Origin of the sequence: Pseudomonas sp. BR20 (genome assembly GCF_050780135.1) — a bacterium.
Classification (GTDB): domain Bacteria; phylum Pseudomonadota; class Gammaproteobacteria; order Pseudomonadales; family Pseudomonadaceae; genus Aquipseudomonas.
In genome coordinates, this window is the sequence record NZ_CP172012.1 from 2953633 (window position 1) to 2978964 (window position 25332).

23 protein-coding genes are annotated in these 25332 nt (G+C 61.9%); 18 read left to right on the forward strand and 5 right to left on the reverse strand.

Annotated features, from left to right (window positions below):
* The first annotated feature begins 13 nt into the window (after nt 1-13).
* The 3 genes from ACHPFG_RS13650 to ACHPFG_RS13660 are packed head-to-tail and all read left to right on the forward strand — an operon-like array spanning nt 14 to nt 2277.
* Nucleotides 14-1018, forward strand: coding sequence for an aldo/keto reductase (locus ACHPFG_RS13650; protein ID WP_431703050.1), 1005 nt, complete (start codon nt 14-16; stop codon nt 1016-1018).
* A gap of 15 nt (nt 1019-1033) precedes the next feature.
* Nucleotides 1034-1831 (forward strand): SDR family NAD(P)-dependent oxidoreductase, encoded by a 798-nt coding sequence (locus tag ACHPFG_RS13655; protein ID WP_145337251.1) that lies wholly within the window; start codon nt 1034-1036, stop codon nt 1829-1831.
* Nucleotides 1832-1860: 29 nt separating this feature from the next.
* Entirely contained in the window at nt 1861-2277 is a 417-nt protein-coding gene (locus ACHPFG_RS13660) for an SRPBCC family protein (protein ID WP_431703052.1), read from the forward strand.
* A 94-nt stretch (nt 2278-2371) separates the two neighbouring features.
* Here the strand turns inward: ACHPFG_RS13660 and ACHPFG_RS13665 are convergent, their stop codons facing one another.
* Both ACHPFG_RS13665 and ACHPFG_RS13670 read right to left on the reverse strand, forming a co-directional pair.
* Nucleotides 2372-3766: a sensor histidine kinase gene (locus ACHPFG_RS13665; protein WP_431703054.1), complete on the reverse strand. Its 1395-nt coding sequence runs from the start codon at nt 3764-3766 to the stop codon at nt 2372-2374.
* The gene (locus ACHPFG_RS13670; protein ID WP_122539638.1) at nt 3744-4427 is read right to left on the reverse strand and encodes a response regulator transcription factor; all 684 of its coding nucleotides are present in this window, start codon (nt 4425-4427) and stop codon (nt 3744-3746) included. The genes ACHPFG_RS13665 and ACHPFG_RS13670 overlap by 23 nt, the downstream gene beginning before the upstream one ends.
* A 324-nt stretch (nt 4428-4751) precedes the next feature.
* Between ACHPFG_RS13670 and ACHPFG_RS13675 the strand changes: the two genes are divergently transcribed.
* Nucleotides 4752-5657 carry a hypothetical protein gene (locus tag ACHPFG_RS13675; RefSeq protein ID WP_167655442.1) on the forward strand — a complete coding sequence of 302 codons (906 nt, stop codon included), beginning with the start codon at nt 4752-4754 and terminating at the stop codon, nt 5655-5657.
* A gap of 98 nt (nt 5658-5755) precedes the next feature.
* Here the strand turns inward: ACHPFG_RS13675 and ACHPFG_RS13680 are convergent, their stop codons facing one another.
* Nucleotides 5756-6979, reverse strand: a complete 1224-nt coding sequence (locus tag ACHPFG_RS13680) for a multidrug effflux MFS transporter (RefSeq protein WP_431703057.1) — start codon at nt 6977-6979, stop codon at nt 5756-5758.
* 92 nt (nt 6980-7071) lie between these two features.
* On the opposite strand from ACHPFG_RS13680, the gene ACHPFG_RS13685 reads away from it, so the two are divergent.
* A complete protein-coding gene (locus ACHPFG_RS13685) occupies nt 7072-8556 on the forward strand; it encodes a PLP-dependent aminotransferase family protein (RefSeq protein ID WP_431703059.1) in 1485 nt (494 codons plus the stop codon).
* Here the strand turns inward: ACHPFG_RS13685 and ACHPFG_RS13690 are convergent.
* Complete coding sequence (locus tag ACHPFG_RS13690) at nt 8486-9394, reverse strand: MurR/RpiR family transcriptional regulator (protein WP_017136418.1); 909 nt, start codon at nt 9392-9394, stop codon at nt 8486-8488. The genes ACHPFG_RS13685 and ACHPFG_RS13690 overlap by 71 nt on opposite strands.
* 284 nt (nt 9395-9678) lie before the next feature.
* Between ACHPFG_RS13690 and ACHPFG_RS13695 the strand changes: the two genes are divergently transcribed.
* The 13 genes from ACHPFG_RS13695 to ACHPFG_RS13755 all read left to right on the forward strand — a co-directional run bounded on the left by ACHPFG_RS13695 (nt 9679) and on the right by ACHPFG_RS13755 (nt 24981).
* Complete coding sequence (locus tag ACHPFG_RS13695) at nt 9679-11616, forward strand: bifunctional 5-dehydro-2-deoxygluconokinase/5-dehydro-2-deoxyphosphogluconate aldolase (protein WP_431703062.1); 1938 nt, start codon at nt 9679-9681, stop codon at nt 11614-11616.
* A 162-nt stretch (nt 11617-11778) separates the two neighbouring features.
* Entirely contained in the window at nt 11779-12672 is an 894-nt protein-coding gene (gene iolE, locus ACHPFG_RS13700) for a myo-inosose-2 dehydratase (protein ID WP_431703064.1), read from the forward strand.
* Nucleotides 12669-13457: a 5-deoxy-glucuronate isomerase gene (gene iolB, locus ACHPFG_RS13705; protein ID WP_131700210.1), complete on the forward strand. Its 789-nt coding sequence runs from the start codon at nt 12669-12671 to the stop codon at nt 13455-13457. Before iolE ends, iolB begins: the two co-directional genes overlap by 4 nt.
* Nucleotides 13458-13483: 26 nt before the next feature.
* Nucleotides 13484-14299: a TIM barrel protein gene (locus ACHPFG_RS13710; RefSeq protein ID WP_431703066.1), complete on the forward strand. Its 816-nt coding sequence runs from the start codon at nt 13484-13486 to the stop codon at nt 14297-14299.
* A gap of 10 nt (nt 14300-14309) precedes the next feature.
* Nucleotides 14310-16241 (forward strand): 3D-(3,5/4)-trihydroxycyclohexane-1,2-dione acylhydrolase (decyclizing), encoded by a 1932-nt coding sequence (gene iolD, locus ACHPFG_RS13715; protein WP_145337259.1) that lies wholly within the window; start codon nt 14310-14312, stop codon nt 16239-16241.
* A gap of 19 nt (nt 16242-16260) precedes the next feature.
* Nucleotides 16261-17271, forward strand: a complete 1011-nt coding sequence (locus ACHPFG_RS13720) for a Gfo/Idh/MocA family protein (RefSeq protein ID WP_339453145.1) — start codon at nt 16261-16263, stop codon at nt 17269-17271.
* A 149-nt stretch (nt 17272-17420) separates the two neighbouring features.
* The gene (locus ACHPFG_RS13725; protein WP_431703069.1) at nt 17421-18449 is read left to right on the forward strand and encodes a Gfo/Idh/MocA family protein; all 1029 of its coding nucleotides are present in this window, start codon (nt 17421-17423) and stop codon (nt 18447-18449) included.
* Nucleotides 18450-18576: 127 nt separating this feature from the next.
* Nucleotides 18577-18753 (forward strand): hypothetical protein, encoded by a 177-nt coding sequence (locus tag ACHPFG_RS13730; protein ID WP_431703071.1) that lies wholly within the window; start codon nt 18577-18579, stop codon nt 18751-18753.
* A 48-nt stretch (nt 18754-18801) separates the two neighbouring features.
* Nucleotides 18802-19737 carry a sugar ABC transporter substrate-binding protein gene (locus ACHPFG_RS13735; protein WP_090405442.1) on the forward strand — a complete coding sequence of 312 codons (936 nt, stop codon included), beginning with the start codon at nt 18802-18804 and terminating at the stop codon, nt 19735-19737.
* Nucleotides 19738-19802: 65 nt separating this feature from the next.
* A complete protein-coding gene (locus ACHPFG_RS13740) occupies nt 19803-21356 on the forward strand; it encodes a sugar ABC transporter ATP-binding protein (RefSeq protein WP_431703074.1) in 1554 nt (517 codons plus the stop codon).
* A gap of 58 nt (nt 21357-21414) precedes the next feature.
* On the forward strand, nt 21415-22437 hold the full coding sequence (locus tag ACHPFG_RS13745; protein WP_024076018.1) for an ABC transporter permease: 1023 nt from the start codon (nt 21415-21417) through the stop codon (nt 22435-22437).
* Between the two features lie 359 nt (nt 22438-22796).
* Complete coding sequence (locus tag ACHPFG_RS13750; RefSeq protein ID WP_003191666.1) at nt 22797-23201, forward strand: TraR/DksA family transcriptional regulator; 405 nt, start codon at nt 22797-22799, stop codon at nt 23199-23201.
* Between the two features lie 547 nt (nt 23202-23748).
* On the forward strand, nt 23749-24981 hold the full coding sequence (locus ACHPFG_RS13755) for a methyl-accepting chemotaxis protein (RefSeq protein ID WP_431703470.1): 1233 nt from the start codon (nt 23749-23751) through the stop codon (nt 24979-24981).
* Between the two features lie 107 nt (nt 24982-25088).
* Here the strand turns inward: ACHPFG_RS13755 and ACHPFG_RS13760 are convergent, their stop codons facing one another.
* Nucleotides 25089-25325, reverse strand: a complete 237-nt coding sequence (locus tag ACHPFG_RS13760; RefSeq protein WP_027606523.1) for a DUF2789 domain-containing protein — start codon at nt 25323-25325, stop codon at nt 25089-25091.
* Nucleotides 25326-25332: the final 7 nt, after the last annotated feature.

The following is a 25332-nucleotide window of genomic DNA, read 5'->3' on the forward strand; positions in this document are numbered from 1 at the left end:
TTGAGGATCCATCATGAGCCTGAAAGACAAACTGCCCGGCCAACTGGGCTTTGGCACCGCGCCACTGGGCAATATGTTCCGCGCCATTCCCGAGGAGGAAGCCCAGGCCACCGTAGCGGCTGCCTGGAACCACGGCGTGCGTTACTTCGACACCGCGCCGTTCTACGGCTCGGGTCTCGCGGAAATTCGCCTGGGCCAGGCCCTGTCGACCTATAACCGCGATGACTACGTGTTGAGCACCAAGGTCGGCCGGCTGATCCTCGACGAAGTTGAAGACAGCGCCCGCGACCTTGGCGAGAAAAGCGGCGTGTTCGAACACGGTCGCCCGAACAAGATGCTCAACGACTACAGCGCCGACGCCACCCTGCGCTCCATTGAAGACAGCCTGAACCGCCTGCAAACCGATCGCCTGGACATCGTGTGGATTCACGACATTGCCCAGGACTTCTACGGCGACCAATGGCTGGAATACTTCAACCAGGCGCGTACCGGCGCGTTCAAAGTGCTCACCCGCCTGCGTGAAGAGGGTGTGATCAAGGCCTGGGGCCTGGGCGTGAACCGCGTCGAGCCGTGTGAGCTGACCCTGGACCTGAGCGAGGCGCAACCCGATGGTTTCCTGCTGGCCGGCCGCTACACCTTGCTGGACCATGAGCGCGCCTTGCAACGGCTGATGGACGCAGCCCAGGCGCAGAACGTCGAGATCGTCGTCGGTGGCCCTTACAGTTCGGGCGTCCTGGCCGGTGGCGCGCACTTCGAATACCAGCAAGCCAGCCCGGCGATCATCAGCAAGGTCGAGCAGATCAGAGCGATTGCCCAGGCATTTGGCGTGAGCGTAAAAGCGGCGGCATTGCAATTTTCCCTGGCACATCCCGCCGTGGCTGCTGTAATTCCGGGAGCCAGTCGCCCGGGGCGGATTGCCGAAGACGTCGCGGCATTGCCAGAAAAAATCCCCACTGCCTTCTGGCAGGCCCTGCGCGATGCCCGCTTGATTTCGGACCGTGCACCACTGCCACGTTGAATCCAGGAGTTCATGATGAAAATTGATGTAAGTGGAAAAGTAGCCATCGTCACCGGCAGCACCGCCGGCATCGGCCTGGGTATCAGCCAGGCCCTCGCGCAGTCCGGCGCCACCGTGGTGGTGATCGGGCGTGAAGCCGGCAAGGTCGACGATGCGCTGGCGAGCATTCGCCAGGCGGTGCCGGGCGCGGACCTGCGCGGGCTGGTGGCGGATCTTGGCACGGCCGAAGGCGCCGAAAAGCTGTTCGCCGCCGAACCTCGTGCCGACATCCTGGTCAACAACCTGGGCATCTTCAACGCTGTGGATTTCTTCGACGCCCCGGACAGCGAGTGGACGCGCTTCTATGAGGTCAATGTGATCTCCGGCGTGCGCCTGGCGCGGCATTACGTGCCGGGCATGGTCGGGCAGGGTTGGGGCCGAGTGATTTTCCTGTCATCGGAGTCCGGCGTGGCGACACCGGCGGACATGATCAATTACGGCGTGACCAAAAGCGCCAACCTGGCGGTGTCCCATGGCCTGGCCAAGCGCCTTGCGGGTACGGGGGTGACGGTGAACGCTGTGCTGCCAGGCCCGACGTTTACCGACGGCCTGGAGCAGATGCTCAAGGACGCCACGGCCCAGTCCGGACGCAGCGCGCGGGATGAGGCCGACGTGTTTGTACGCAATGCGCGGCCCACGTCGATCATCCAGCGTGCGGCGAATGTGGATGAAGTGGCGAACCTGGTGGCGTACATTGCTTCACCCTTGTCTTCGGCCACCACCGGTGCCGCGTTGCGGGTCGATGGCGGTGTCGTCGACAGCATGGCGATCTGAATTCTTTTTTATTGTGTGGAGTATTTATCGTGGCAACTGCCTCTTGCGTAATTGAAATCCCTGTATCGGCCGATCAGGTCTGGCAATTGGCCGGCGGCTTCAACAGCCTGCCGGATTGGCTTGCGTTTATCGCCAAGAGCGAGCCCGGTGAAGGTGGCCGCGTGCGCCATCTGACGACCGCCGACGGTGGTGTGATCGTCGAGCGTTTGCAGACCTTCGATAACGTCGGGCGTACTTACAGCTACACCATTGAAGAGTCGCCATTTCCGGTGAGCGCGTACCTGGCAACGTTGCGGGTTGAGGCGTTGACTGAGTCGTCGGCGAAGGTGACGTGGTCTGGTGTGTTTACCCCGGCGGCGGGTACGACGGAGGCGGCGGTGGAAGAGCTGTTTGCCGGTATATACAGCGGCGGCCTGGAAGCGTTGCGCGCGAACTTCCCGGCCTGATCCGATCTACCGGGCAATGCAAGACTAATGTGGGAGGGGCGGTGCGACGATTCGACTTGCCGCCTCCCACCGTTTGACCTCACTGGCTGATGGATCAGGCTTCGGGCATCAGTTGCTGGCGGCACTCCAGGATCAGGCGCGCACCGCCTTGCTCGCTGGTGCCGACTTCCAACTTGAACCCATGCAAGTTGATGATCGCCGCCACAATCGACAAACCCAACCCGAACCCGCCTTGCTGGTCGCCTTCATCCACCCGATAAAAGCGCTGGAACACCGCATCGCGCTCGGCTGCCGGTATGCCCGGTCCGGAGTCGTGCACTTCGATGCGCGTGCTGCCGGCATCGTTGAGCCCGCGCAGGATCACTTCGCCGCCCGGTGGGGAGAACTTGATGGAGTTGCTCAGCAGGTTGGCCAGGGCTTCGAACAACAGGGCGCGGTCGCCGGTGATCCATGGCAGGGACTCGGGGACTTCGAGTCGCAGCTGCAATTCGCCTTCCTCCGCCAGGGGCAGGTAGAAATCATGCAACTCGCGCAGCAGCGGCAGCGGGTCCATGACCAGGAAGCCGGAACGGCGCTGGTGGTCTTCCAGCTCGGAGATACGCAGCAGCCCGCGAAAGCGCGCCATCAAGGTGTCGGTCTCGGCGATGGCGTCGTCCAGTTTCACCGCGTAGCCTGAGTCCTGCTCGGCCTCCTGCCGGATGCGGTAGAGCTGAGCACGCAGGCGGGTCAGCGGGGTGCGCAGGTCGTGGGCGATGTTGTCGCAGACGCCCTTGACCTCGTTCATCAGCTTTTCGATGCGGTCGAGCATGGCGTTGACGATGGCGGCGAGCATGTCCAGTTCGTCACGCCGGTTGGACAGCGGCAAACGGTGGGTGAGGTCGCCGGCGACGATGGCTTCGGCGCTGGCCTGGATCCCGCGGATCCGGCGCAGCGGGCGGCGGCGTAACAGATGCCAGCCGGCGGCGCCGGGGATAATGGTCAGGGACAGCGCCCACAGCAGGGCATGCCAGATGATCCGCGTCACACCGAACAGCGAGCCATTGGCGCGCACCAGCACCAGCCAGCGGCCGTCGTCGGTGTGGCTGGCGACGGCGTCGCAGCTGTCCTTGGGCAGTTTGGGGTCGTCGGAGTCGACGCAGTTGGCCAGGGCGTGGATCTTGCCGTCCAGCGGCAGGTCGGGCGGAATCGCGCGGATCGGTCCGCTCAAGGGACGGAACTGCTCATCGAACAGGCCGTAGGCGTCCACGCCCTTCATGTCGAAGGTCATGCTGGTGGTCAACGCTTCCAACAGTTCTTCGCCGTCGAAGCGTTGGAACAGATGCTGGCGTTGCATCAGGGAATGGCGCGACAGGTCGCCCAGGTAACCCGACACCTCGTAATACAGCACCCCCATGAGGATGCAGCTCCAGGCCACGAACAACGAACTGTACAGCGCCAGCAAGCGGCTGCTGGAAGAACGCCAGCCTTTAGAGGGGTTCAGCAATGACATAACCGGAACCTCGTACCGTGCGGATCAGCGGCGGGAGGCCCGGTGGATCGATTTTCTTGCGCAGGCGGCCGATGTGCACGTCGATCAGGTTGGTGCCCGGGTCGAAGTGATAGCCCCAGACTTCCTCGAAGATCATCATCCGCGACAGGATCTGCCCGGTGTTGCGCATCAGGAATTCTAGCAGTTTGTATTCGGTGGGCAGCAGGCTCAGCGGCTGCTCGGCGCGGCTGGCTTCGCGGCTGATCAGGTTCAATTCCAGGTCGGCCACGCGCAGGGCAGTCTCGAATTCCTTGACCGTGCTTTTGCGGCGCAGCAGCACTTCGACGCGGGCGGCCATTTCGTCGGAGGCGAAGGGCTTGGTCAGGTAGTCATCACCCCCGGCGCGCAGGCCGCGCACGCGCTCGTCGACGTCGGAGAGGGCGCTGATCATCAGGATCGGCGTCGATACCCCGATGGTGCGCAGGGTGGTGACGATGGCCAGGCCATCGAGTTCCGGCAGCATGCGGTCGAGGGTGATCAGATCGTAATCACCACTCACGGCGCGGACCAGGCCTTCGCGGCCGTTGTCCACCCAATCTACGTCCAGTCCATGGCTACTCAGCTCGGCGACGATCTCGCGGGCCGTTACGGCATCATCCTCGATGGTCAAAATACGGGTCATAGGATTACCTGGTGAGCGATTGACACTAGAAGTGGGGGCATTTTGCCAAGAAATGGCTGAACGCTTCCTAAATAAAACTTCATGTTGGCAAAACTGACACAAGTTTCATGGCGGGTACCCGCCGCGGACGATCCGTCTCCCACAGGGAATGCATTACGCCCGCCTGCCACAGCCATTTCTTGCAAGTTGCATGGTTCAGGCAAGTTCAATTTACTTAACGTATTGAAATATAAGGAGTTTAATTCTTGGCGCGACTGGCATGCTGCCTGCACTGTCCCTTTTGAGACTTGTAACACTATTTTTCCTGCCGGGAGCACAACAACAATGATCACATCGTCATCCATGCTGCAAGAGTCGAGCGCGCGCTCCGGGGTTTCCTGGGGGGCTATCTTTGCCGGGGCCGCTGCGGCGGCTGCGTTATCCCTGATTCTGGTATTGCTGGGCTTCGGCCTGGGTTTTTCGGCGGTGTCGCCGTGGGCCGACAGCGGTATCAGCGCCAAGGGGCTTGGCATTTCCACGATTATCTGGCTGGCGTTTACCCAGATCGTTGCCTCGGGCCTGGGCGGTTATATCGCCGGCCGGTTGCGGGTGAAGTGGGCCAATATGCATGGCGATGAGGTGTACTTTCGCGACACCGCCCATGGTTTCCTGGCCTGGGCGGTTGCCACGCTGATCACCGCAGTGCTGGTGGTCGGTTCGGTCAGCAGTGTCGTGAGCGGCGGTGTGAAAGCCGGTGCCAGCGTGGCAGCGGGCGCGGCCAGCGGTGTCACTCAAGCCGCAGGCAGTGCAGCCAAAGGCGTCAACGGCGGCGACTTTGACTACTACGTCGACAGCCTGTTTCGTGATGATCGCCCGGTCGCAGTCAGTGATGACGCTGCCCATGGCGTGGTTGCACGTATCTTCACCCGCACCCTGAGCAACGACGGCCAACTCGCCGCTGAAGACCGTGCCTACCTGGCCCAGTTGATCAGCCAGCGCACCAACCTCAGCCAGGCCGATGCCGAAGCGCGTATCGACAAAGTCTACGGCGATGCGCGTAAAGCCGTCGAAGACGCCAAGCTCAAAGCCAAGCAAGCCGCTGATACCGCCGCCAAAGTCGCTGCCTATACCTCGCTGTGGACCTTTGTCGCACTGTTGATCGGCGCTTTCTTTGCCAGCTTCGCTGCGACCTTTGGTGGCCGTCGCCGCGATGCCGTGGTGTACGTCGAAACCGAAACCTACGTTCGTTAATTCAAGGAGAACACCATGCGCTCATTACTTCTGTGGTTCCTCGGCGTGCCGATCCCGGTCATCATCCTGATCGCAATTTTCATGCACTGATCCCGGGCTCAGCTCGGCCCGATGTGGGAGGGGACAGGTTCCCTCCCACATTTGGGTTTGCGGAGTGTCAGCCAGGTTGCTACCAACAGTGCGCTGGCGACGGCGGTCATGATCACCAGCGGCTGCGACGTACCGTCGGACAGCAGCCCGGTGGCCCAACTGCTCACGGCAGTGAGGAACATCTGGGTAAAGAAGAACAACCCCGACGCGGTTCCTGCAATCGCGCCGTACGGCTGCAACACCGACAGTTGGCACGCCGGAATCACCATCCCCACTGACACCATGATCACCAGCATCGGCAGCACGATCGCCAGCCATTCCCCCGGCATGGCGGTGGTGGCAACCGCGAGCATCACGCTGCCCAGCACGTTCAAGCCAATGGCTGCATTGATCAACCGGTCCGGCTCGAAGCGCCGCACCAGCCTGCGGAACAGGTTCGCGCCGAGCATGTAGCCGCTGATCGTCGCCGCGAACACCAGCGCATACGCCGTGGCAGACAAATGAAAGCCCCGTTGCAGCAGCGCCGAAGACTCACTGATAAACGGGAAATAGGTGCTGTACACGCAGCCGATCGCCAGGGAATAGCGCAGGAAATAGCGGTCGCGCAGTAACTGACCGTAGAGGCGCAGCAGGTTGCTCGGCGGCGCGGCGGCGACATCGGCAGGGCGGGTTTCGGGCAGGCGGCGATACACCACCACGTAGAGCACTGCGCCGATCACGCCGAGCAGCACAAACAGGCCGCGCCAGTCGATGAAGGGCAGCATCAGGCTGCCAAGCACCGGAGCGGCCATCGGTGACACGGCCATGGCCATGGAAATCAGGCCCAGCAGGCGCGCCTGTTCATCCCGGTCGAAATAGTCGCGCACGATCACCCGACCGATCACCGTGGTGCAGCACCCGCCCAGGGCCTGGAACAGGCGGGCGATGATCAGCACACCGATGCTGTCGGCCAGGGCGCAGGCCACGGTAGCCAGCACGTACAGAAACAGTCCCGCCAGCAATACGGGACGGCGGCCGAAACGGTCGGTCAGCGGGCCGCTGATCAGCAGGGAGATCGCCGAACCGAAGGTGTACAGCGTGAGGGTCAACTGCAACTGGCTGTCGCTGGTCTGGAAGTAATCAGCCATGGCGGGCAGGGCGGGCAGGTGCATGTCCAGGGTGATGCGTGGCAGGCCGATCAGCACGGTCAGCAGTATCAGCCAGAACCACGGGGAGAGGGCGCGTTGAGTCATGGACGGTGTCTTCACGAGGAGGAGAGCCCGCACTCTAGCGGCATTGTGGTTTAATCCTCAGGGCCGCTTATGATGAACATGATTGGACCACTATGAGCCGAGGAAAAACCCCATCCGCCCTGGACCTGCCGCGTCCCGACAGCCTGGAGGTGGGAAAGCAGCAGGGTGCTTACGAGGCCTTGCGCGCAGCGATCCTGAACCGACAGGTGCCGGCGGGCAGCCGTTTGCCGTCCACCCGCAGCCTCGCCGAACGCTGGCGGGTATCCCGTGGCACGCTGGAGGCGGCGTTCGACCGCCTGCACAGCGAAGGCTATGTACAGCGCGTGGCCGGCTCCGGTACGCGGGTGTGTGCGGTGATCCCCGAGCAATTCATTGCGGCACCTGCACCCCGCGCGATGCCTCGTCGCGAGGTGGCGGTTGATCGCCCCGAGTCCGGGGTGCAGAGCCATGTGCCTTTTGTCGCTCGGCGACCGGACGCCAGCCTGTTTGACATGAAGGCCTGGGCACGCTGTATTTCCCGGGGACTGCTATCGGCGGGGCCGGGTGCGCTCGAAGCAGGCCATCCCGCCGGGCTGCCGGAACTGCGCGCACAGATCGCCGACTACCTGCGCAGCTATCGCGGCATGCACTGTGAGGCGGATGAAGTGATCGTCACCACCGGCATTCGCCACGCCCTTGACCTGATCGCGCGTACGCTGCTCAAGCCCGGTGACACGGCCTGCGTCGAAGACCCTGGCTATCCACCGGCACGACGCTTGTTCGGGCTGGCGGGTGCAGAGGTCCAGGCGATTGCGGTCACGGCCGAGGGGCTCGATACCGCTCAACTCCCCGACACGGCGCGCCTCGCCTACGTCACCCCGGCCCACCAGGCACCGTTGGGCATGACCCTGTCGGTGTCGCGACGCCTGGCGCTGCTGGACTGGGCTGCCCGCGCCGAGGCCTGGGTGGTGGAAGACGACTACGACAGCGAATACAACTACCACAGCGCACCGCTGGCGGCGCTCAAATCCCTGGATGCCAATGACCGGGTGATCTACTGCGGCAGCTTCAACAAAAACCTGTTCCCCGGTTTGCGCGTCGGCTTCATGGTGGTGCCCAAGGCACTGCGCCCGACGTTGTTGCGCACCCTGCAATTCACCGGGCATTCGGTGGGGGCCAGTGATCAGTTGGGGTTGCTGGAGTTTCTCGGCAGCGGCGCTTTCGTGCGCCACTTGCGGGCTTCGCGCCAGGCGTATCAGGCGCGGCGCGATGTGTTGCTCGAGTGCCTTGGGCCCCACTGTACGATCAGCGGGCAGCAGGCCGGATTGCATTTTGTGTTGTGGTTACCGACCGGTGTGGAGGAAGGCGAATTCTGTGCGCGTGCCGCGCAAGCCGGGCTGACGTTGCAGCCACTGGGCAAGTTCTGCGTCGAGGCGATCCTGCCGCCGGCGGTCATCATCGGCTACACCGCGTTGACCCTGGCGCAGATCCGCTTTCACGGGCGTGCGCTAGCCCAATTACTGCTGGTCAGTCATCAAACCCGACCTGCTCGTGAATTTCGTCCACCTTCAACTCCAACCGATACGCCACTGCAATAAACAGCGCCTGGCACAGGCACAAGGTGGCGCTCAATGAGCGGAAGGCAAACGACGAGCCTTCATTCACCAACAGCACCGCGTTGGCCCGCTTGGCCAGGGGCGACAGGTTGCTGTCGGTGATGATCAGGGTCTTGGCCTGATGGTGCTGGGCGATCCGCAGGCAGTGCTGGGTCTCTTTGCCGTAGGGCGTGAAGCTGATGGCGATCACCAGGTCATTGGCACGCACGCTGCGCATCTGCTCGCGATAGCTGCCGCCCAGGCCTGAGATCAGGTGGATGCGCTTATTGGTGTGCTGCAGGTTGTAGACCAGGTAGTCGGCCACCGCAAACGAACGGCGCACGCCGACCACGTAGATATTGTCGGCGTTGACCACCAGGTCGACGGCTTTTTCAAACGCCACATCATCCAGCTCCAGCCCCAGGCGCTCGATACCCGACAGGGTCGCGTTGACGCACTCGCGGGCCAGGTCGCCGCCGCTGGCTTTCTGCGACTTGTTGGCGATCATGCTGCGAATGCGCTGCTGGTAGTTCTGCACCGGCGTGGTCTTGTGGGTGTAGGCCTCGCGAAACAGCGCCTGCATCTCACTGAACCCACTGAAGCCGAATCGCTGGGAAAACCGCACGATCGCCGAGGGGTGCACTTCGCATTCGCGGGCGATGTCGCTGATGCGGTCGACCATGATCCGGTCGCTCTGCTGGCTCATGTAACTGGCGATGCGCTTGAGCTGGCGCGGCAGGCTTTCGTATTCGTCGGTGATCAGCTGCAACAGACGTTCGGCATTGATCGGAGGGCTGGCGATAGTGTCTTCCAGGGTGGTCTCGGGATCGGTGCGGGACATGGGCAATCCTTCTGGCGTGTTCTTCTGATGCGCTGATGGGTGGCGCAAGTCTACAGGGTAGGCGCAAAAAAATACCCCGGCATCACGGCCCGCGTGGCCTGCTGAAACGATGCACGGCGGCTGGCGTGCCCCTATGCTGACGTATTGGAAAAAATATTCCACTAAAAATAATTATGGAATAAATATTGATTGCCGCCGCCGGACGTTTTAGTCTGCTCCCACAAAGAGCGTTTGCCGTCGCGACGGCGGCACAACGCAGGCTGATAAAAATAACAGGAGCCAGCATGGGCCAGACTCGTTTTGCCAGTGGGCGTCAATTGGATCTGATTTGCCTCGGGCGCCTGGGCGTCGACCTCTACGCACAGCAAGTAGGTGCGCGGCTTGAGGACGTGTCCAGCTTCGCCAAATACCTCGGCGGTTCCTCCGCCAATATCGCTTTCGGCACTGCCAGGCTGGGGCTCAAGTCGGCGATGTTGAGTCGGGTGGGGGACGACCATATGGGGCGTTTCCTGGTGGAATCCCTGGCCCGCGAAGGCTGCGACGTCAGTGGTATCAAGGTCGACTCGGAACGCCTCACCGCCATGGTGCTGCTGGGCCTCAAGGACCGCGAAACCTTCCCGCTGGTGTTCTACCGCGAAAACTGCGCCGACATGGCCCTGCGCGCCGAGGACGTCAACGAGGCCTTTATTGCCTCGAGCAAAGCCTTGCTGATCACCGGCACGCATTTCTCCACCGACGGCGTGTACAAGGCCAGCATCCAGGCCCTGGACTATGCGGCCAAGCACAACGTCAAGCGCGTGCTGGATATCGACTACCGCCCGGTGTTGTGGGGCCTGGCGGGTAAGGCTGACGGCGAAACCCGTTTTGTCGCCGACCAGAATGTCAGCCAGCATGTGCAGAAAATCCTGCCGCGTTTCGACCTGATCGTCGGCACCGAAGAAGAATTCCTGATCGCCGGCGGCAGCGAAGATCTGCTCACCGCCTTGCGCACCGTGCGTGAACTGACCCCGGCGACCCTGGTGGTCAAGCTCGGCCCGCAAGGCTGCACGGTGATCCACGATGCGATTCCGGCGCGGCTGGAAGATGGCGCCATCTACCCGGGCGTGCGGGTTGAAGTGCTCAATGTGCTGGGCGCCGGCGATGCCTTTATGTCGGGCTTCCTCAGCGGCTGGATCAATGACGCCAGCGATGAGCGTTGCAGCCAGTTGGCCAATGCCTGTGGCGGTCTCGTCGTCTCGCGCCACGCCTGTGCGCCGGCCATGCCGACGCCGGCCGAGCTGGATTACCTGTTCAGCAGCCCGGTGCCGATTACCCGGCCTGACCAGGACGCGACCCTGCAACGCCTGCACCGCGTCACCGTGCCGCGCAAGGCCTGGAAACAGCTGTTCATCTTTGCCTTCGATCACCGCTGGCAACTGGTGGATCTGGCGCAACGCGGCGGCCAGGACCTGACCCGCATCAGCGAGATCAAGCAGCTGTTTATCCAGGCCATCCAACGCGTGGAGAAAAAGCTCGCCGAGCAGGGCGTCGAGGCCGATGTGGGCCTGTTGGCCGATCAGCGCTTCGGCCAGGACGCGCTCAATGCCGCCAGCGGTCGTGGCTGGTGGATCGCCCGCCCGGTGGAAGTGCAGAACTCGCGGCCACTGGCGTTCGAACATGGTCGCTCGATCGGCAGCAACCTGATTGCCTGGCCCCAGGAGCAGATCATCAAGTGCCTGGTGCAATACCACCCCGACGATGAGCCCATGCTGCGCCTGGAACAGGAAGCGCAGCTCAAGGCGGTGTACGAGGCTTCGGTGACCAGCGGCCATGAGCTGCTGCTGGAAGTCATCCCGCCCAAGGACCATCCGTCCACTTACCCGGACGTGCTCTATCGCAGCCTCAAGCGCCTGTACAACCTGGGTATCTACCCGGCGTGGTGGAAAATCGAGGCACAGTCGGCCGAGGACTGGACAAAGCTCGACGAACTGATCCAGGAACGCGACCCGTACTGCCGTGGCGTGGTGTTGCTGGGCCTGAACGCGTCGGCCGAATGCCTGGCCGCCGGCTTCCAGCAAGCCAGCCAGAGCAGCACCTGCCGTGGGTTTGCCGTGGGCCGTACGATCTTCCAGGAACCGAGCCGTTTGTGGATGGCGGGGGAGATCGATGATGAGACGTTGATCCAGCAGGTCCAGGCGACCTTTGAGCAGTTGATCAACGCCTGGCGCAGTGCCCGAGGCTAAACCCAGTTCTTAATTTGAAATGCAATCCAATGTGAGAGGGGCTTGCCCCCGATGGGTGAGTGTCAGACAACACTTCTGTAACTGAACTATCGCTATCGGGGGCAAGCCCCCTCCCACATAAAGCAGATCTCAGTGATACCTGAAAATAATAAAGGTGCAGCCATGCCCGCAATCCGAATTGGCATCAACCCGATCTCCTGGAGCAACGACGACCTTCCGGCCCTCGGCGGTGAAACTCCGCTGAGCACCGCCCTGAGCGAAGGCAAGGAAATCGGCTACGAAGGTTTTGAGCTCAATGGCAAATTCCCCAAGGACGCCAAGGGCGTCGGCGACGTCCTGCGCCCCTATGACCTGGCGCTGGTCTCCGGCTGGTACTCCAGCCGCCTGGCCCGTCGCTCGGTGGCTGAGGAAATCGAGGCCATCGCCGGCCACGTCGAACTGTTGAAACAAAACGGCGCCACGGTGTTGGTGTACGGCGAGGTGGCCGATTCAATCCAGGGCTCGCGCATTCGCCTGATCGAACGCCCGCGTTTCCACAGTGAACAGGCCTGGCAGGACTACGCCGACAAACTCACCGAGCTGGCGCGTTTCACCCTGTCCCAGGGCGTGCGCCTGGCGTACCACCACCATATGGGCGCGTACGTCGAATCCCCGCAGGACATCGACGAGTTGATGCGCCGTACCGGGCCGGAAGTCGGCCTGCTGTTCGATTCGGGTCACTGCTACATGGGCGGCGGCGAACCCATCGAGGTGCTGCGCAAGCATATCGACCGCGTCTGCCATGTGCATTTCAAGGACGTGCGCAAAGCCGTGGTGCAACTGGCGCGCAACCAGATGTGGAGCTTCCCCGATTGCATCGTTAACGGCACTTTCACCGTGCCTGGTGACGGCGATATCGGTTTTGCCGAGTTACTCGATGTGCTGCTGGCCGCGAAATACGCGGGCTGGCTGGTGGTGGAAGCCGAGCAGGATCCGGCCGTGGCGCCCAGCTATGTCTATGCAAAAAAGGGTTATGACACGTTGCGTGCGCTTCTCAACGAGAGGACCAAACCATGAGCTTGCTGGTAAAGAGCAGTAAACGCGGGCAAACCATGGTCGCCCTGGAAGAGGGCCGCCTGGAATACGTAGGCTTTGCCGCCTACCGCCTGAGCCTTGGCGAAACATTGCCGGTGACTGCCGGCGATAAAGAGCTGTGCCTGGTGCTGCTCAGCGGCCGGGTGACTATCGAAGGCGAGGGCTTCAACTGGCAGAACCTCGGTGATCGCCAGTCGGTGTTCGAGGACAAGTCGCCGTTCGCCGCCTATCTGCCGCCGGGTACCGATGCCCAGGTCACCGCGTTGAGCGACGTACAGATTGCCGTGTGCGCGGCGCCCGGTGCGCCGGGTTTCGAGCCACGCCTGATTCGCCCCGAGCACTGCAAGCGCAGCGTACGCGGCAAAGGCGCCAACACCCGCTACGTGTGCGACATCCTGCCGGACACCGATCCGGCCCATTCGCTGCTGGTGGTGGAAGTGCGCACACCATCCGGGCATTCGTCGAGCTACCCACCGCACAAGCACGACACCGACGACCTGCCGCACCAGAGCTTTCTTGAAGAGACCTACTACCACCAGATCAACCCGCCCCAGGGCTTTGTGTTCCAGCGCGTGTACACCGACGACCGCAGCATCGACCAGGCCATGGCCGTGGAAAACAGCGACCTGGTGGTGGTGCCAAAGGGGTATCACCCGGTCAGCGTGCCGTATGGCTACGAGTCTTACTACCTGAACGTGATGGCCGGCCCCAAGCGTGCCTGGCATTTCCACAATGACCCGCAGCACAGCTGGCTGCTGGACCTGTAAACGGTGTTGGACGGAGAACAACAACAATGAAGTCGCCTCTACGCTTTGCCCTTAACCGTATGGTCGCGCCCAACCTGTCCCTGCCGGATTTCATCCAACTGGCCGTGGCCTTGAAATGCGATGCCATCGAGATTCGCAACGACCTCAAGGATCGTCAGATCGAATACGGCACCCCGTCCAGCCGCGTGCGTGAATTGTGCGCCGCTCAGGGCATCACGGTGCTGTCGATCAACGCGCTGTACCCCTTCGATGTGTGGAATGACGAGCGCCGCGCCCAGGCGATAGCGCTCGCCACCTATGCCCGCGAATGCGGTGCGCAAGGCTTGGTGATGTGCCCGTTCAATGAACCCGGCGACACCCGCAACGAAGCCCAGCGCGCCGCCGGTTTGCGCACCGCGTTGAGCGAGCTGGCGCCGATCCTGCGCGAGTACGGGATTCTCGGGTTTATCGAGCCCCTGGGCTTCGAAGAGTGCGCCATGCGCCGCAAGCGCGTGGCGGTGAACGCGATCCAGTCCATCGGCGGCCTGGATGTGTTCCGCCTGGTGCACGACACCTTCCATCACCACCTTGCCAGCGAGCATGAGTTCTTCCCGGAACTGACCGGGCTGGTGCATATCTCCGGCGTGGAAGATGTCCAGGCGCCGCTCAATTCGATCCGCGACGGCCACCGCGTGCTGGTGGGCGAGGGCGATATCCTCGGCAATGCCGCGCAGATCGACACCTTGCTCAGCAGCGGTTACAGCGGCTACCTGTCGTTCGAACCGTTTGCGACAAGCGTGCACGAGCTGGCGGATATCCAGCAGGCCTTGGGGGCAAGCATCGCCCACCTGCAGAAACGATAAGGGGCGCGACATGACCACTACCCGATTGACCATGGCCCAGGCCCTGGTGAAGTTTTTGGATAACCAGTACATCGAAGTCGATGGCGTGCAGAGCAAGTTCGTCGCCGGCGTGTTCACCATTTTCGGCCACGGCAATGTGCTGGGTCTGGGCCAGGCCCTGGAACAGGACAGCGGCGACCTCGTGGTGCATCAGGGCCGTAACGAGCAGGGCATGGCCCATGCCGCCATCGGTTTTGCCAAGCAGCACCTGCGCCGCAAGATCTACGCCTGCACCGCCTCCGTCGGCCCAGGTGCTGCGAATATGCTCACCGCGGCGGCGACCGCCACCGCCAACCGTATCCCGTTGCTGTTGCTGCCCGGCGATGTCTACGCCAGCCGCCAGCCCGACCCTGTGCTGCAACAGATCGAGCAGTTCCACGACCTGAGCATCAGCACCAACGATGCCTTCCGTTCCGTGAGCAAATACTGGGACCGTATCAACCGCCCTGAGCAGCTGATGACGGCGGCGATTCACGCCATGCGCGTGCTCACCGACCCTGCCGAAACCGGCGCGGTGACCCTGGCGCTGCCACAGGATGTGCAGGGCGAGGCTTGGGATTACCCGGACTACTTCCTGCAAAAACGTGTACACCGTATCGACCGCCGCCCGGCCACCGCCGCGATGATCGGCGATGCGTTGGCGGCTTTCCGAGGCAAGCGCAAACCGCTGATCATCTGCGGTGGTGGCGTGAAGTACTCCGGTGCGAATGCCGCGCTGCAAGCCTTTGCCGAGCGTTTTGATATTCCCTTCGCCGAAACCCAGGCAGGCAAGAGTGCCGTGGTCTCCAGCCATCCGCTGAATGTGGGCGGCATCGGTGAAACCGGCTGCCTGGCCGCCAACCTGCTGGCGCCCGAGGCCGACCTGATCATCGGCATCGGCACCCGCTATACCGACTTCACCACCTCGTCGAAATCGCTGTTCAAGCATGCCGAGGTGAAGTTTCTCAACCTCAATATCAGCCCCTGCGATGCCTTGAAACTCGACGGTGTGCAGGTACTGGCCGACGCCAGGGTCGCCCTCGACGCGTTGGCCGATGCCCTCGGTGATTACCGTTCCGGCTGGGGCGAGCAGATCGCCGACGCCAAGGCGCAACTGGACGCCGAAGTGGACCGTGTCCATCAGGTCGAATACCACGGCGATGATTTTGTGCCGGAAGTCGACGACCACCTCGACCGCGCCGTGCTGCGTGAATTTATCGAACTGACCGGCTCGTGCCTGACCCAGAGCCGGGTGCTCGGCGTGCTCAACGAGCGCCTGGCCGACGACGCGATCATCGTCGCTGCGGCCGGCAGCCTGCCCGGCGACTTGCAGCGTGCCTGGCGCAGCAAGGGCGTCAACACCTACCACGTCGAGTACGGCTATTCGTGCATGGGCTATGAGATCAACGCCGCCCTCGGCGTGAAGCTCGCCGAGCCGACCAAGGAGGTCTATGCCCTGGTCGGCGATGGTTCCTACATGATGCTGCACTCGGAGCTGGCCACCTCGATCCAGGAGCGCCGCAAGATCAACGTGGTGCTGCTCGACAACATGGCCTTCGGCTGCATCAACAATTTGCAGATCGGCAATGGCATGGACAGCTTCGGCACCGAGTTCCGTTACCGCAACCCCGAGAGCGGCAAGCTCGACGGTGGCCTGGTGCCGGTGGATTTCGCCATGAGCGCCGCGGCTTACGGCTGCAAGACCTACAAGGTCAGCAGCGTGGAACAGCTGGAAGCGGCCCTGGCCGATGCGCGCACGCAAAGCGTCTCGACCCTGATCGACATCAAGGTCCTGCCCAAGACCATGGTCCACGGCTACCTCTCGTGGTGGCGGGTGGGGGTGGCGCAGGTGTCCACCAGCGAACGTACCAACGCCGCCGCGAAAAAACTCAATGAACACCTGGCCAAGGCCCGGCAGTACTAATAACAAGAGGAGCGTTTGTATGTCTTTGAAGCTTGGTGTAATCGGTACCGGCGCCATCGGCCGCGATCATATTCGTCGTTGCAGCCAGACCCTGCTCAACAGCCAGGTGGTGGCGGTGACTGACATCAACCTTGAGCAGGCCGCCAAGGTGGTCGCGGAGTTGAAGCTGGACGCCGAGGTGTACCCGGACGGCCATGCGCTGATCCACTCGCCGCAGGTCGAGGCGATTCTGGTCACGTCCTGGGGCCCGAGCCACGAGGAATTCGTGCTCGCCGCCATCGCCGCCGGCAAACCGGTGTTCTGTGAGAAGCCCCTGGCGGTGACGGCCGAAGGCTGCCGCAAGATCGTCGACGCCGAAGTGGCCTACGGCAAGCGCCTGGTGCAAGTCGGCTTTATGCGCCCGTATGACGAAGGTTATCGCGCCCTCAAGGCGGTGATCGACAGCGGCCAGATCGGCGAGCCGTTGATGCTGCACTGCGCGCACCGCAACCCGACGGTAGGCGAGAACTACAAGACCGACATGGCGATCACCGACACCCTGATCCACGAACTGGATGTCCTGCGCTGGCTGCTCAACGACGACTACGTGTCGGTGCAGGTGGTGTTCCCGCGCAAGACCAGCAAGGCCCTGGCCCATCTGCGTGACCCTCAGATCGTGCTGCTGGAAACCGCCAAGGGCACCCGTATCGATGTGGAAGTGTTTGTGAACTGCCAGTACGGCTACGACATCCAGTGCGAAGTGGTGGGGGAGACCGGCATCGCCAAATTGCCGGAACCGTCCCAGGTGCAGTTGCGCAGTGGGGCCAAGCTGTCGAATGCGATCCTGATGGATTGGAAGGACCGTTTTATCGGCGCCTATGACGTGGAGTTGCAGGCTTTCATTGATAGCGTGCGCGCCGGGCAGGTCGGTGGGCCGTCGGCGTGGGATGGGTTTGCGGCGGCGGTGGCGGCGGATGCGTGTATTGAAGCGCAGGGCAGTGAGCAGATTGTGAAGGTGAGCTTGCCGGATCGTCCGCACTTCTACGGCTAAATCACTGAAGGAACTCTGTTAAAAATGTGGGAGGGTGCTTGCCCCCGATGGCAGTGTGTCAGTCAACCAGTTGTTATCTGACCCACCGCTATCGGGGGCAAGCCCCCTCCCACAGTTGATTGGTTTCCAATTCAATTCAGGAGTTGATCATGCGAATCGGACTTGTCGGCTATGGCCACGGAGGGCGCTTCTTTCATGCGCCGCTGATTGCGACTCTGCCCGGCGCTACGTTTGTCGGTGTCGTCACCCGCTCACCCGAACGTCGCCAGCAACTGGCAACCGACCACCCCGGCGTCCAGGCCTTTGACAGCATCGGCCAGATCGTCGAAGCCGGTGTCGATGCCCTGGTCATTTCCACCACCCTCAAGGGCCGCCCGGCGCTGGTGCTGGAAGCCATCGAACACGGTGTGGCGGTGGTGAGCGACAAACCCTTTGCCGCCAACGCCGAACAGGCCCAGGCGCTGATCACTGCCGCCGAGCGCCATGAGGTGTTACTCAGCGTCTACCAGAACCGGCGCTGGGACTCGGACTACCTGACCCTGCGCAAATTGATCGACGCCGGCGCCTTGGGTGAGATCACCCGCTTCGAATCCCGCGTCGAGCGCTACAGCCCGCAAGCCTTGGGCAATGCCAGCGGCGGCGGCTGGTTGCGGGACCTGGGCAGCCACCTGGTGGACCAGGCGCTGCAGCTGTTCGGCCCGGTGGACCGGGTCTTTGCGCAGTTACAGTTCAGCCCTGAATACCCGAACCTCGACCATGGTTTCTTCGTCTCCCTGACCCACGCCAACGGGGTGGTTTCCCATTTGTGGGGCAACGCCTTGCAGAACAGCCAGGCTCCGCGTTTTCGCGTCAGTGGCACCTTGGGTTGCTACACCGTGGACGGACTGGATGGCCAGGAAGAAGCGCTGATGGCCGGCAAGTCGCCGAAAACCGAAGGCGAACACTGGGGTGCAGAAGAACATCGCCGCTGGGGCTGGTTCGAGCAAGGCCCGGAACGTGAGCGAGTGCCGTCGGAGAAGGGTTGCTGGACCGAGTTCTATCGCCAGTTGCAAGCGGCGGTGCAAGGGCAGGGCCCGTTGCCCGTGGATGCGTATGACGCGCTGGAAACCACCCGTATATTGGACGCTGCACGTCTCAGCGCCGAGCGCCAGCAGGTGGTTTCAACAAAAATAGAATAAAATTCTAAAACAGGTTGATATGGAAATTATTTTCCAATAAAGTCTTTTCCAGGTTGCATAAAGTACGTTCGGACTCGATTCGGGCGACTCAACAAAAACAAGATCAAAAACAACCAGGTACCGTCAGATGAAAATCTTCAACGCTGTACTGCGAGTTTTACGCCCTGCCCACACGCCCCGCGGCCTGCCGCGCGCCCGGCCGTTCTACTTCTCCTTCCTTAATATGCTGTGCGTCGAAAACAAAGGCGCGCTGGTCTGCTGCATTCCAGGCGCACCGGTCGTACGACTGCCCGCCGAGCTCTGATAAACGCAACGTCCAAAAAACCAACAAGAAAGTGGAGACAGACCGTTCATGAAGACCCCGATCCGTTTTACCGCGCTGGCTTTATCCATGATGCTGGCCAGCGGTTTTGCCAGCGCCGCCGACATCAAGGTCGGCGTGAGCATGTCCGCGTTCGATGACACCTTCCTCACTTACCTGCGCGAAGACATGGACAAGCAAGCCAAGTCCTATCCCAAGGGCGACGGCGTGCAGCTGCAGTTCGAAGACGCCCGCGCCGATGTGGTCAAGCAACTGAGCCAGGTCGAGAACTTTATCAGCCAGAAAGTCGACGCCATCATCGTCAACCCAGTCGACACTGCTTCCACCAAGAACATCATCAATGCCGCGACCAAGGCGGGCATCCCGCTGGTGTTCGTCAACCGCCGTCCCGACCAGAAGGACTTGCCCAAGGACGTCGTGGCCGTGACCTCCGATGACGTCGAGGCCGGCAAGCTGCAAATGCAGTACATCGCTGAGAAACTCGGCGGCAAGGGCAAGATCGTGATCCTGCTGGGCGACCTGGCGAACAACTCCACCACCAACCGCACCAAGGGCGTGAAGGAAGTGTTGGCCAAGTACCCGGACATCAAGATCGAACAGGAACAGACCGGTATCTGGCTGCGGGACAAGGGCATGACCCTGGTCAACGATTGGCTGACCCAAGGCCGCGAGTTCAATGCGGTGTTGGCCAACAACGATGAGATGGCGATCGGCGCGTCCATGGCACTGAAATCGGCCGGCAAGGAAAAGGGCAGTGTGCTGATCGCGGGGGTCGACGGTACGCCGGACGGCTTGAATGCGATCACCAAGGGTGACATGGCCGCCTCCGCGTTCCAGGATGCCAAGGGCCAGGCAGTGGGCTCGGTGGAAGCGGCGCGCAAGATGGCCAGGAACGAGCCGGTCGAGCAGAACGTGATCATCCCGTTCCAGCTGATCACCCCGGAAAACGTCGCCAAGTTCAAGTAGCCCTGACATAACAACAATGAACCGGCAGGGCGGTCGTGCCCGCCCTGCTGATGGAGTACCGTCTTATGCTCGCTCAAGCCGCTGTCTCGCAGACTCCCGGTATCCAGCCGTTGCCGCTGGACGAACCTTACCTGTTGGAAATCGTCAACATCAGCAAAGGCTTTCCCGGCGTCGTGGCCCTGGCCGATGTACAACTGCGTGTGCGCCCCGGCACGGTGCTGGCACTGATGGGCGAGAACGGTGCGGGCAAGTCGACCTTGATGAAAATCATCGCCGGCATCTACCAGCCTGACGCCGGTGAAATCCGCCTGCGCGGCAAGCCCATCGTGTTTGACACGCCGCTCGCGGCGCAGAAGGCCGGGATCGCGATGATCCACCAGGAACTCAACCTGATGCCGCACATGAGCATCGCCGAGAATATCTGGATCGGCCGTGAGCAGCTCAACAGCCTGCACATGGTCAACCACCGCGAAATGCACCGCTGCACCGCCGAGTTGCTGGCGCGCCTGCGCATCAACCTGGACCCCGAGGAACACGTGGGTAACCTGAGCATCGCCGAGCGGCAGATGGTCGAGATTGCCAAGGCCGTGTCCTACGACTCCGACATCCTGATCATGGATGAACCGACTTCGGCCATTACCGACAAGGAAGTGGCCCACCTGTTTTCGATCATTGCCGACCTCAAGGCCCAGGGCAAAGGCATCGTCTACATCACGCACAAAATGAACGAAGTGTTCGCCATTGCCGATGAAGTGGCGGTGTTCCGCGACGGCCAGTACATCGGCCTGCAACGCGCCGACAGCATGAACAGCGACAGCCTGATCTCGATGATGGTGGGGCGTGAGCTGAGCCAGTTGTTCCCGGTGCGCGAGACGCCCATCGGCGAACTGCTGCTGTCGGTGCGCGACCTGCGCCTGGACGGGGTGTTCCAGGGCGTGTCGTTCGACCTGCATGCCGGTGAGATCCTCGGCATCGCCGGCTTGATGGGCTCGGGGCGCACCAATGTGGCGGAAACCATTTTCGGCATCACCCCCAGCAGCGGTGGGCAGATCACCCTGGATGGCGAGGCGGTGCGCATCAGCGACCCGCACATGGCCATCGAAAAAGGCTTTGCGCTGTTGACCGAGGACCGCAAGCTCAGTGGCCTGTTCCCCTGCCTGTCGGTGCTGGAAAACATGGAAATGGCCGTGCTGCCGCACTATTCGGGCAACGGTTTTATCCAGCAGAAAGCCCTGCGCGCCCTGTGCGAGGACATGTGCAAGAAGCTGCGGGTGAAGACGCCGTCCCTGGAGCAGTGCATCGACACCTTGTCCGGCGGCAACCAGCAGAAAGCCTTGCTGGCGCGCTGGCTGATGACCAACCCACGCTTGCTGATCCTCGATGAGCCGACCCGGGGTATCGACGTGGGGGCCAAGGCCGAGATCTATCGCTTGATCGCCTTCCTCGCCAGCGAAGGCATGGCGGTGATCATGATTTCCTCCGAGCTGCCTGAAGTGCTGGGCATGAGCGACCGGGTGATGGTAATGCACGAAGGCGAACTGATGGGCACCCTGGACCGTGCGGATGCGACCCAGGAAAAAGTCATGCAGCTGGCCTCCGGTATGACCGCGGTCCACTGACGAACAGCCGCGCGGGCCTGCGGTTGGCCCGTGCCATAGAATAAGAAGGTGATTGGCTATGAACGCAATAACAGACAACAAGCCTGCCACGGCACCGGTCAAGCACCGTCGGCGCTTGCCCACCGAGCTGAGCATCTTCCTGGTGCTGATCGGCATCGGCCTGGTGTTTGAGCTGTTTGGCTGGATCGTACGGGACCAGAGCTTCCTGATGAACTCCCAGCGCCTGGTGCTGATGATCCTGCAAGTGTCGATCATCGGCCTGCTGGCGATCGGGGTGACGCAGGTGATCATCACCACGGGGATCGACCTGTCGTCGGGGTCGGTGCTGGCGCTGTCGGCGATGATCGCCGCCAGTTTGGCGCAAACCTCCGACTTTTCCCGGGCGGTGTTTCCTTCGCTGACGGACTTGCCGGTGTGGATTCCGGTGGCGATGGGCTTGGGTGTGGGGCTGCTGGCGGGGGCGATCAACGGCAGCATTATCGCCGTCACGGGTATTCCGCCGTTTATCGCGACCCTGGGCATGATGGTCTCGGCCCGTGGGCTGGCGCGCTACTACACCGAAGGCCAGCCGGTGAGCATGCTCTCGGATTCGTACACGGCTATCGGCCATGGCGCGATGCCGGTGATCATCTTCCTGGTGGTGGCGGTGATTTTCCATATCGCCCTGCGCTACACCAAGTACGGCAAGTACACCTACGCCATCGGCGGCAATATGCAGGCGGCGCGGACGTCGGGGATCAACGTCAAGCGGCACCTGATCATCGTCTACAGCATTGCCGGCCTCCTGGCAGGTCTGGCGGGTGTGGTGGCCTCGGCACGCGCTGCCACCGGGCAGGCGGGCATGGGCATGTCGTATGAGCTGGATGCGATTGCCGCCGCGGTGATCGGCGGCACCAGCCTGGCGGGCGGGGTAGGGCGTATCACCGGTACTGTGATCGGCGCGCTGATCCTCGGGGTGATGGCCAGCGGGTTTACCTTTGTCGGCGTGGATGCGTATATCCAGGACATCATCAAGGGCCTGATCATCGTGGTGGCGGTGGTGATCGACCAATATCGCAATAAGCGCAAGCTTAAACGCTGACGCAGTACAAAATGTGGGAGGAGGCAAGTCGAATCGTCGCACCGCCCCTCCCACATTTAATCATCAACAGTCTGTTTCAACCGTTTGTCTTCTATATAGCTCCACAACACTGAATTTCTTGCTATAAACGCACTCCGATGACCATTCGCCAAGCCCGTCCTGGTGCCTTTGGGGGTTATATCGGTAAAAATGCCTGTCATTTCAGTTGCTGTGCCCTCAAGTCGGCCTTAGACTGCCGCCCCTCGTAAATTGAGTGCCGGGTGGCGCTTGGAATGGATGGCGCCTTTCCGAGACCTGCAGAGGTCGACCGGAACGCTCCCTTATTCGCCTTAATGCACGTATTTTTTATAGAGAAATCAATGACAAAGGAAAAGTTGCTGGCCATGCCGGCGGATGACTACATGAATGCCGAACAGCACGCTTTTTTCGAGAAGTTGCTGCAAGACATGAAGGTGGAGCACCACGAGCGCATTGAGCAGAACCGCATCGCCATTGAAAGCCTGGACACCCCGGCCGACCCGGCCGACGCCGCTTCCGTTGAAGAAGAGCGCACCTGGCTGGTCAACGCCATCGACCGCGACCAGCGCATGCTGCCGCAGCTTGAGCGTGCACTGGAACGCATCAAGGAAGACTCCTTCGGCTGGTGCGATGACAGCGGTGAACCTATTGGCCTCAAACGCCTGCTGATCAGTCCTACCACCAAATACTGCATCGAAGCGCAAGAGCGTCACGAGCAGATCGACAAGCACCAGCGCCAAGCCTGATGCGCTGAAGCTGGGGGATCGCCTGCGCGGTCCCCCGGAGAAAGACCCGTTACGCCCTCGTCTATTGATCTGCTGCAAGCTACCCCACTAAAGGCCCATGGATAATGGCTCGATAGTGGCGTTTAATGCAGGGACAATAATGACAAGCGGTGGGGTGACGAAGATGGCTGGAGACGGATCTCTGATGGGCGCAGCAGTGCTACCGCAACCGGTGGTGCGTGGGTTGCCCGGCTGGTTGATGCCGCTCTTGCAGAGCGCCGCAATGGTGCTGGTACTGCTGGGCCTGGCGTTTGCCAGCCTGCCGATATATCTCTGCCTACCCATTGCCTTGCTGGTGATCTGGCTGCCAAGCCTTATGAACCGCACATCCCGCACGGCACCGCCCGACACTACCGATGCTATTGGTGAGCTGACCCGTGATCTGTCCTATACCACCAGCCATAACGCACTTTCCGCTGCCGGCGTAGCCTACTCGGTCAAGCAACTGGCGGCTCGTGTGCAATCGCAATTGGGCGCGGCCAAGCAGATCGTCAGCAGTGCCGAGGTGATGATCAGTACCGAAAAGGTCACCTCTCAACTCAGTCGCGAGGCCCTGCAGGCGGCCAGCCAGGCCCATCAACGCAGCACTGAAGGCCGTGAAGTGCTGGCCCAGTCGATCATTCGTATGCATCAGCTCAGCCAGCGTGCCAATGCCAGTCGAGAGTTGATTGAAGCCCTGAGCCAACGCAGTGAAGAAATCCAGCGGGTGACCTTGGTGATTCAGTCCATCGCCAGCCAGACCAACCTGCTGGCGCTCAACGCCGCGATTGAAGCGGCGCGGGCCGGTGAGCACGGTCGCGGGTTCGCCGTGGTGGCGGATGAAGTGCGTGGGCTGGCGGGCCGCACTGCCACGGCCACCGATGAAGTCGGGGTGATGGTGGCGGATATCCAGCAACGCACTGCCCAGGTGGTTGAGCAGATTCGCCAGCTCTCGGCAGACTTGCACACCGGTGTCGAGCAGGTGGAGCACGCCGGCGAGCACCTGGAGAACATTGCCGGCCTGGCGGCGGGTGTGGAAGGCCAGGTCAATGAAATCGCCCAGGGCACCGACAACAACCGCGTTCAACTCGACAGCCTCTTCCACGCCGTGGAGCAAATGCGCAGCGACCTTATCGTCAGCGACCAGCAAACCCGCCAGTTGGCCGAGGCCGCTGTGCAGATGGAAGGGCAGGCCGAAACGATCAGTGAGCGCCTGGCGGAAGTCGGGCTGGATGACTATCACCAGCGCATCTACGACCTGGCGTGCGAAGGCGCGAGCCGGATTGCCGCGCAATTCGAAGCCGATGTACAGCAGAACCGCATCAGCCTGGATGATTTGTTCGACCGCAGCTACACCTTGATCCCCAACACCAGCCCGAGCAAGTACCACAGCCGGTTCGATGGCTACACCGATCAGGTGCTGCCGGCCATCCAGGAAGCGCTGTTGCCACGCCATGAAGGCTTGGTGTTTGCCATTGCCTGCACGCCCCAGGGGTATGTGCCGACGCACAACAAGGCGTTTTCCCAGGCGCTGACCGGTGATGCCCAGGTCGACGCGGTGCAGAACCGCACCAAGCGCAAGTTCGATGACCGCACCGGGATCCGCTGCGGCAGCCACCAGCAAGCGGTGTTATTGCAGACCTACACCCGCGATACCGGCGAGTTGATGCACGACTTGTCGGTGCCGATCATGGTCCGGGGGCGGCATTGGGGTGGCTTGCGCCTGGGGTATAAGCCGGAGGGGGCGAAGGCTGTGCGCTAGGGATTGTTGCTGCCTGTGCTTCGCCAGTCGGGAAGCAGCGGGGAAATACAGGCTGCCTGGCAAGCGCTATTGCGCCCGTTTCGGTCAGGCAGCCGGCATTGAGTGGATTACTGCGGTTGATGCAGGCGCTGGTTCAGCTCATCCACCGCCATGGCCCAATCGGCGTCTTCACGCAGTTCTTCCTTGAGGAACTGAGCCTGTTGCGGCGTCCAGAAGGGCGCGTCGATCAACTTCACGTCGTCACTCAGCGGGTGCGCGACGATGAAGGCATCGATCGCTTCGGGTGTTGAGTCCAGGCCCAGTTGTTCAAATAACGTTTCGAGTGTAGGTATTGGCGCGTCCATGTCAGTC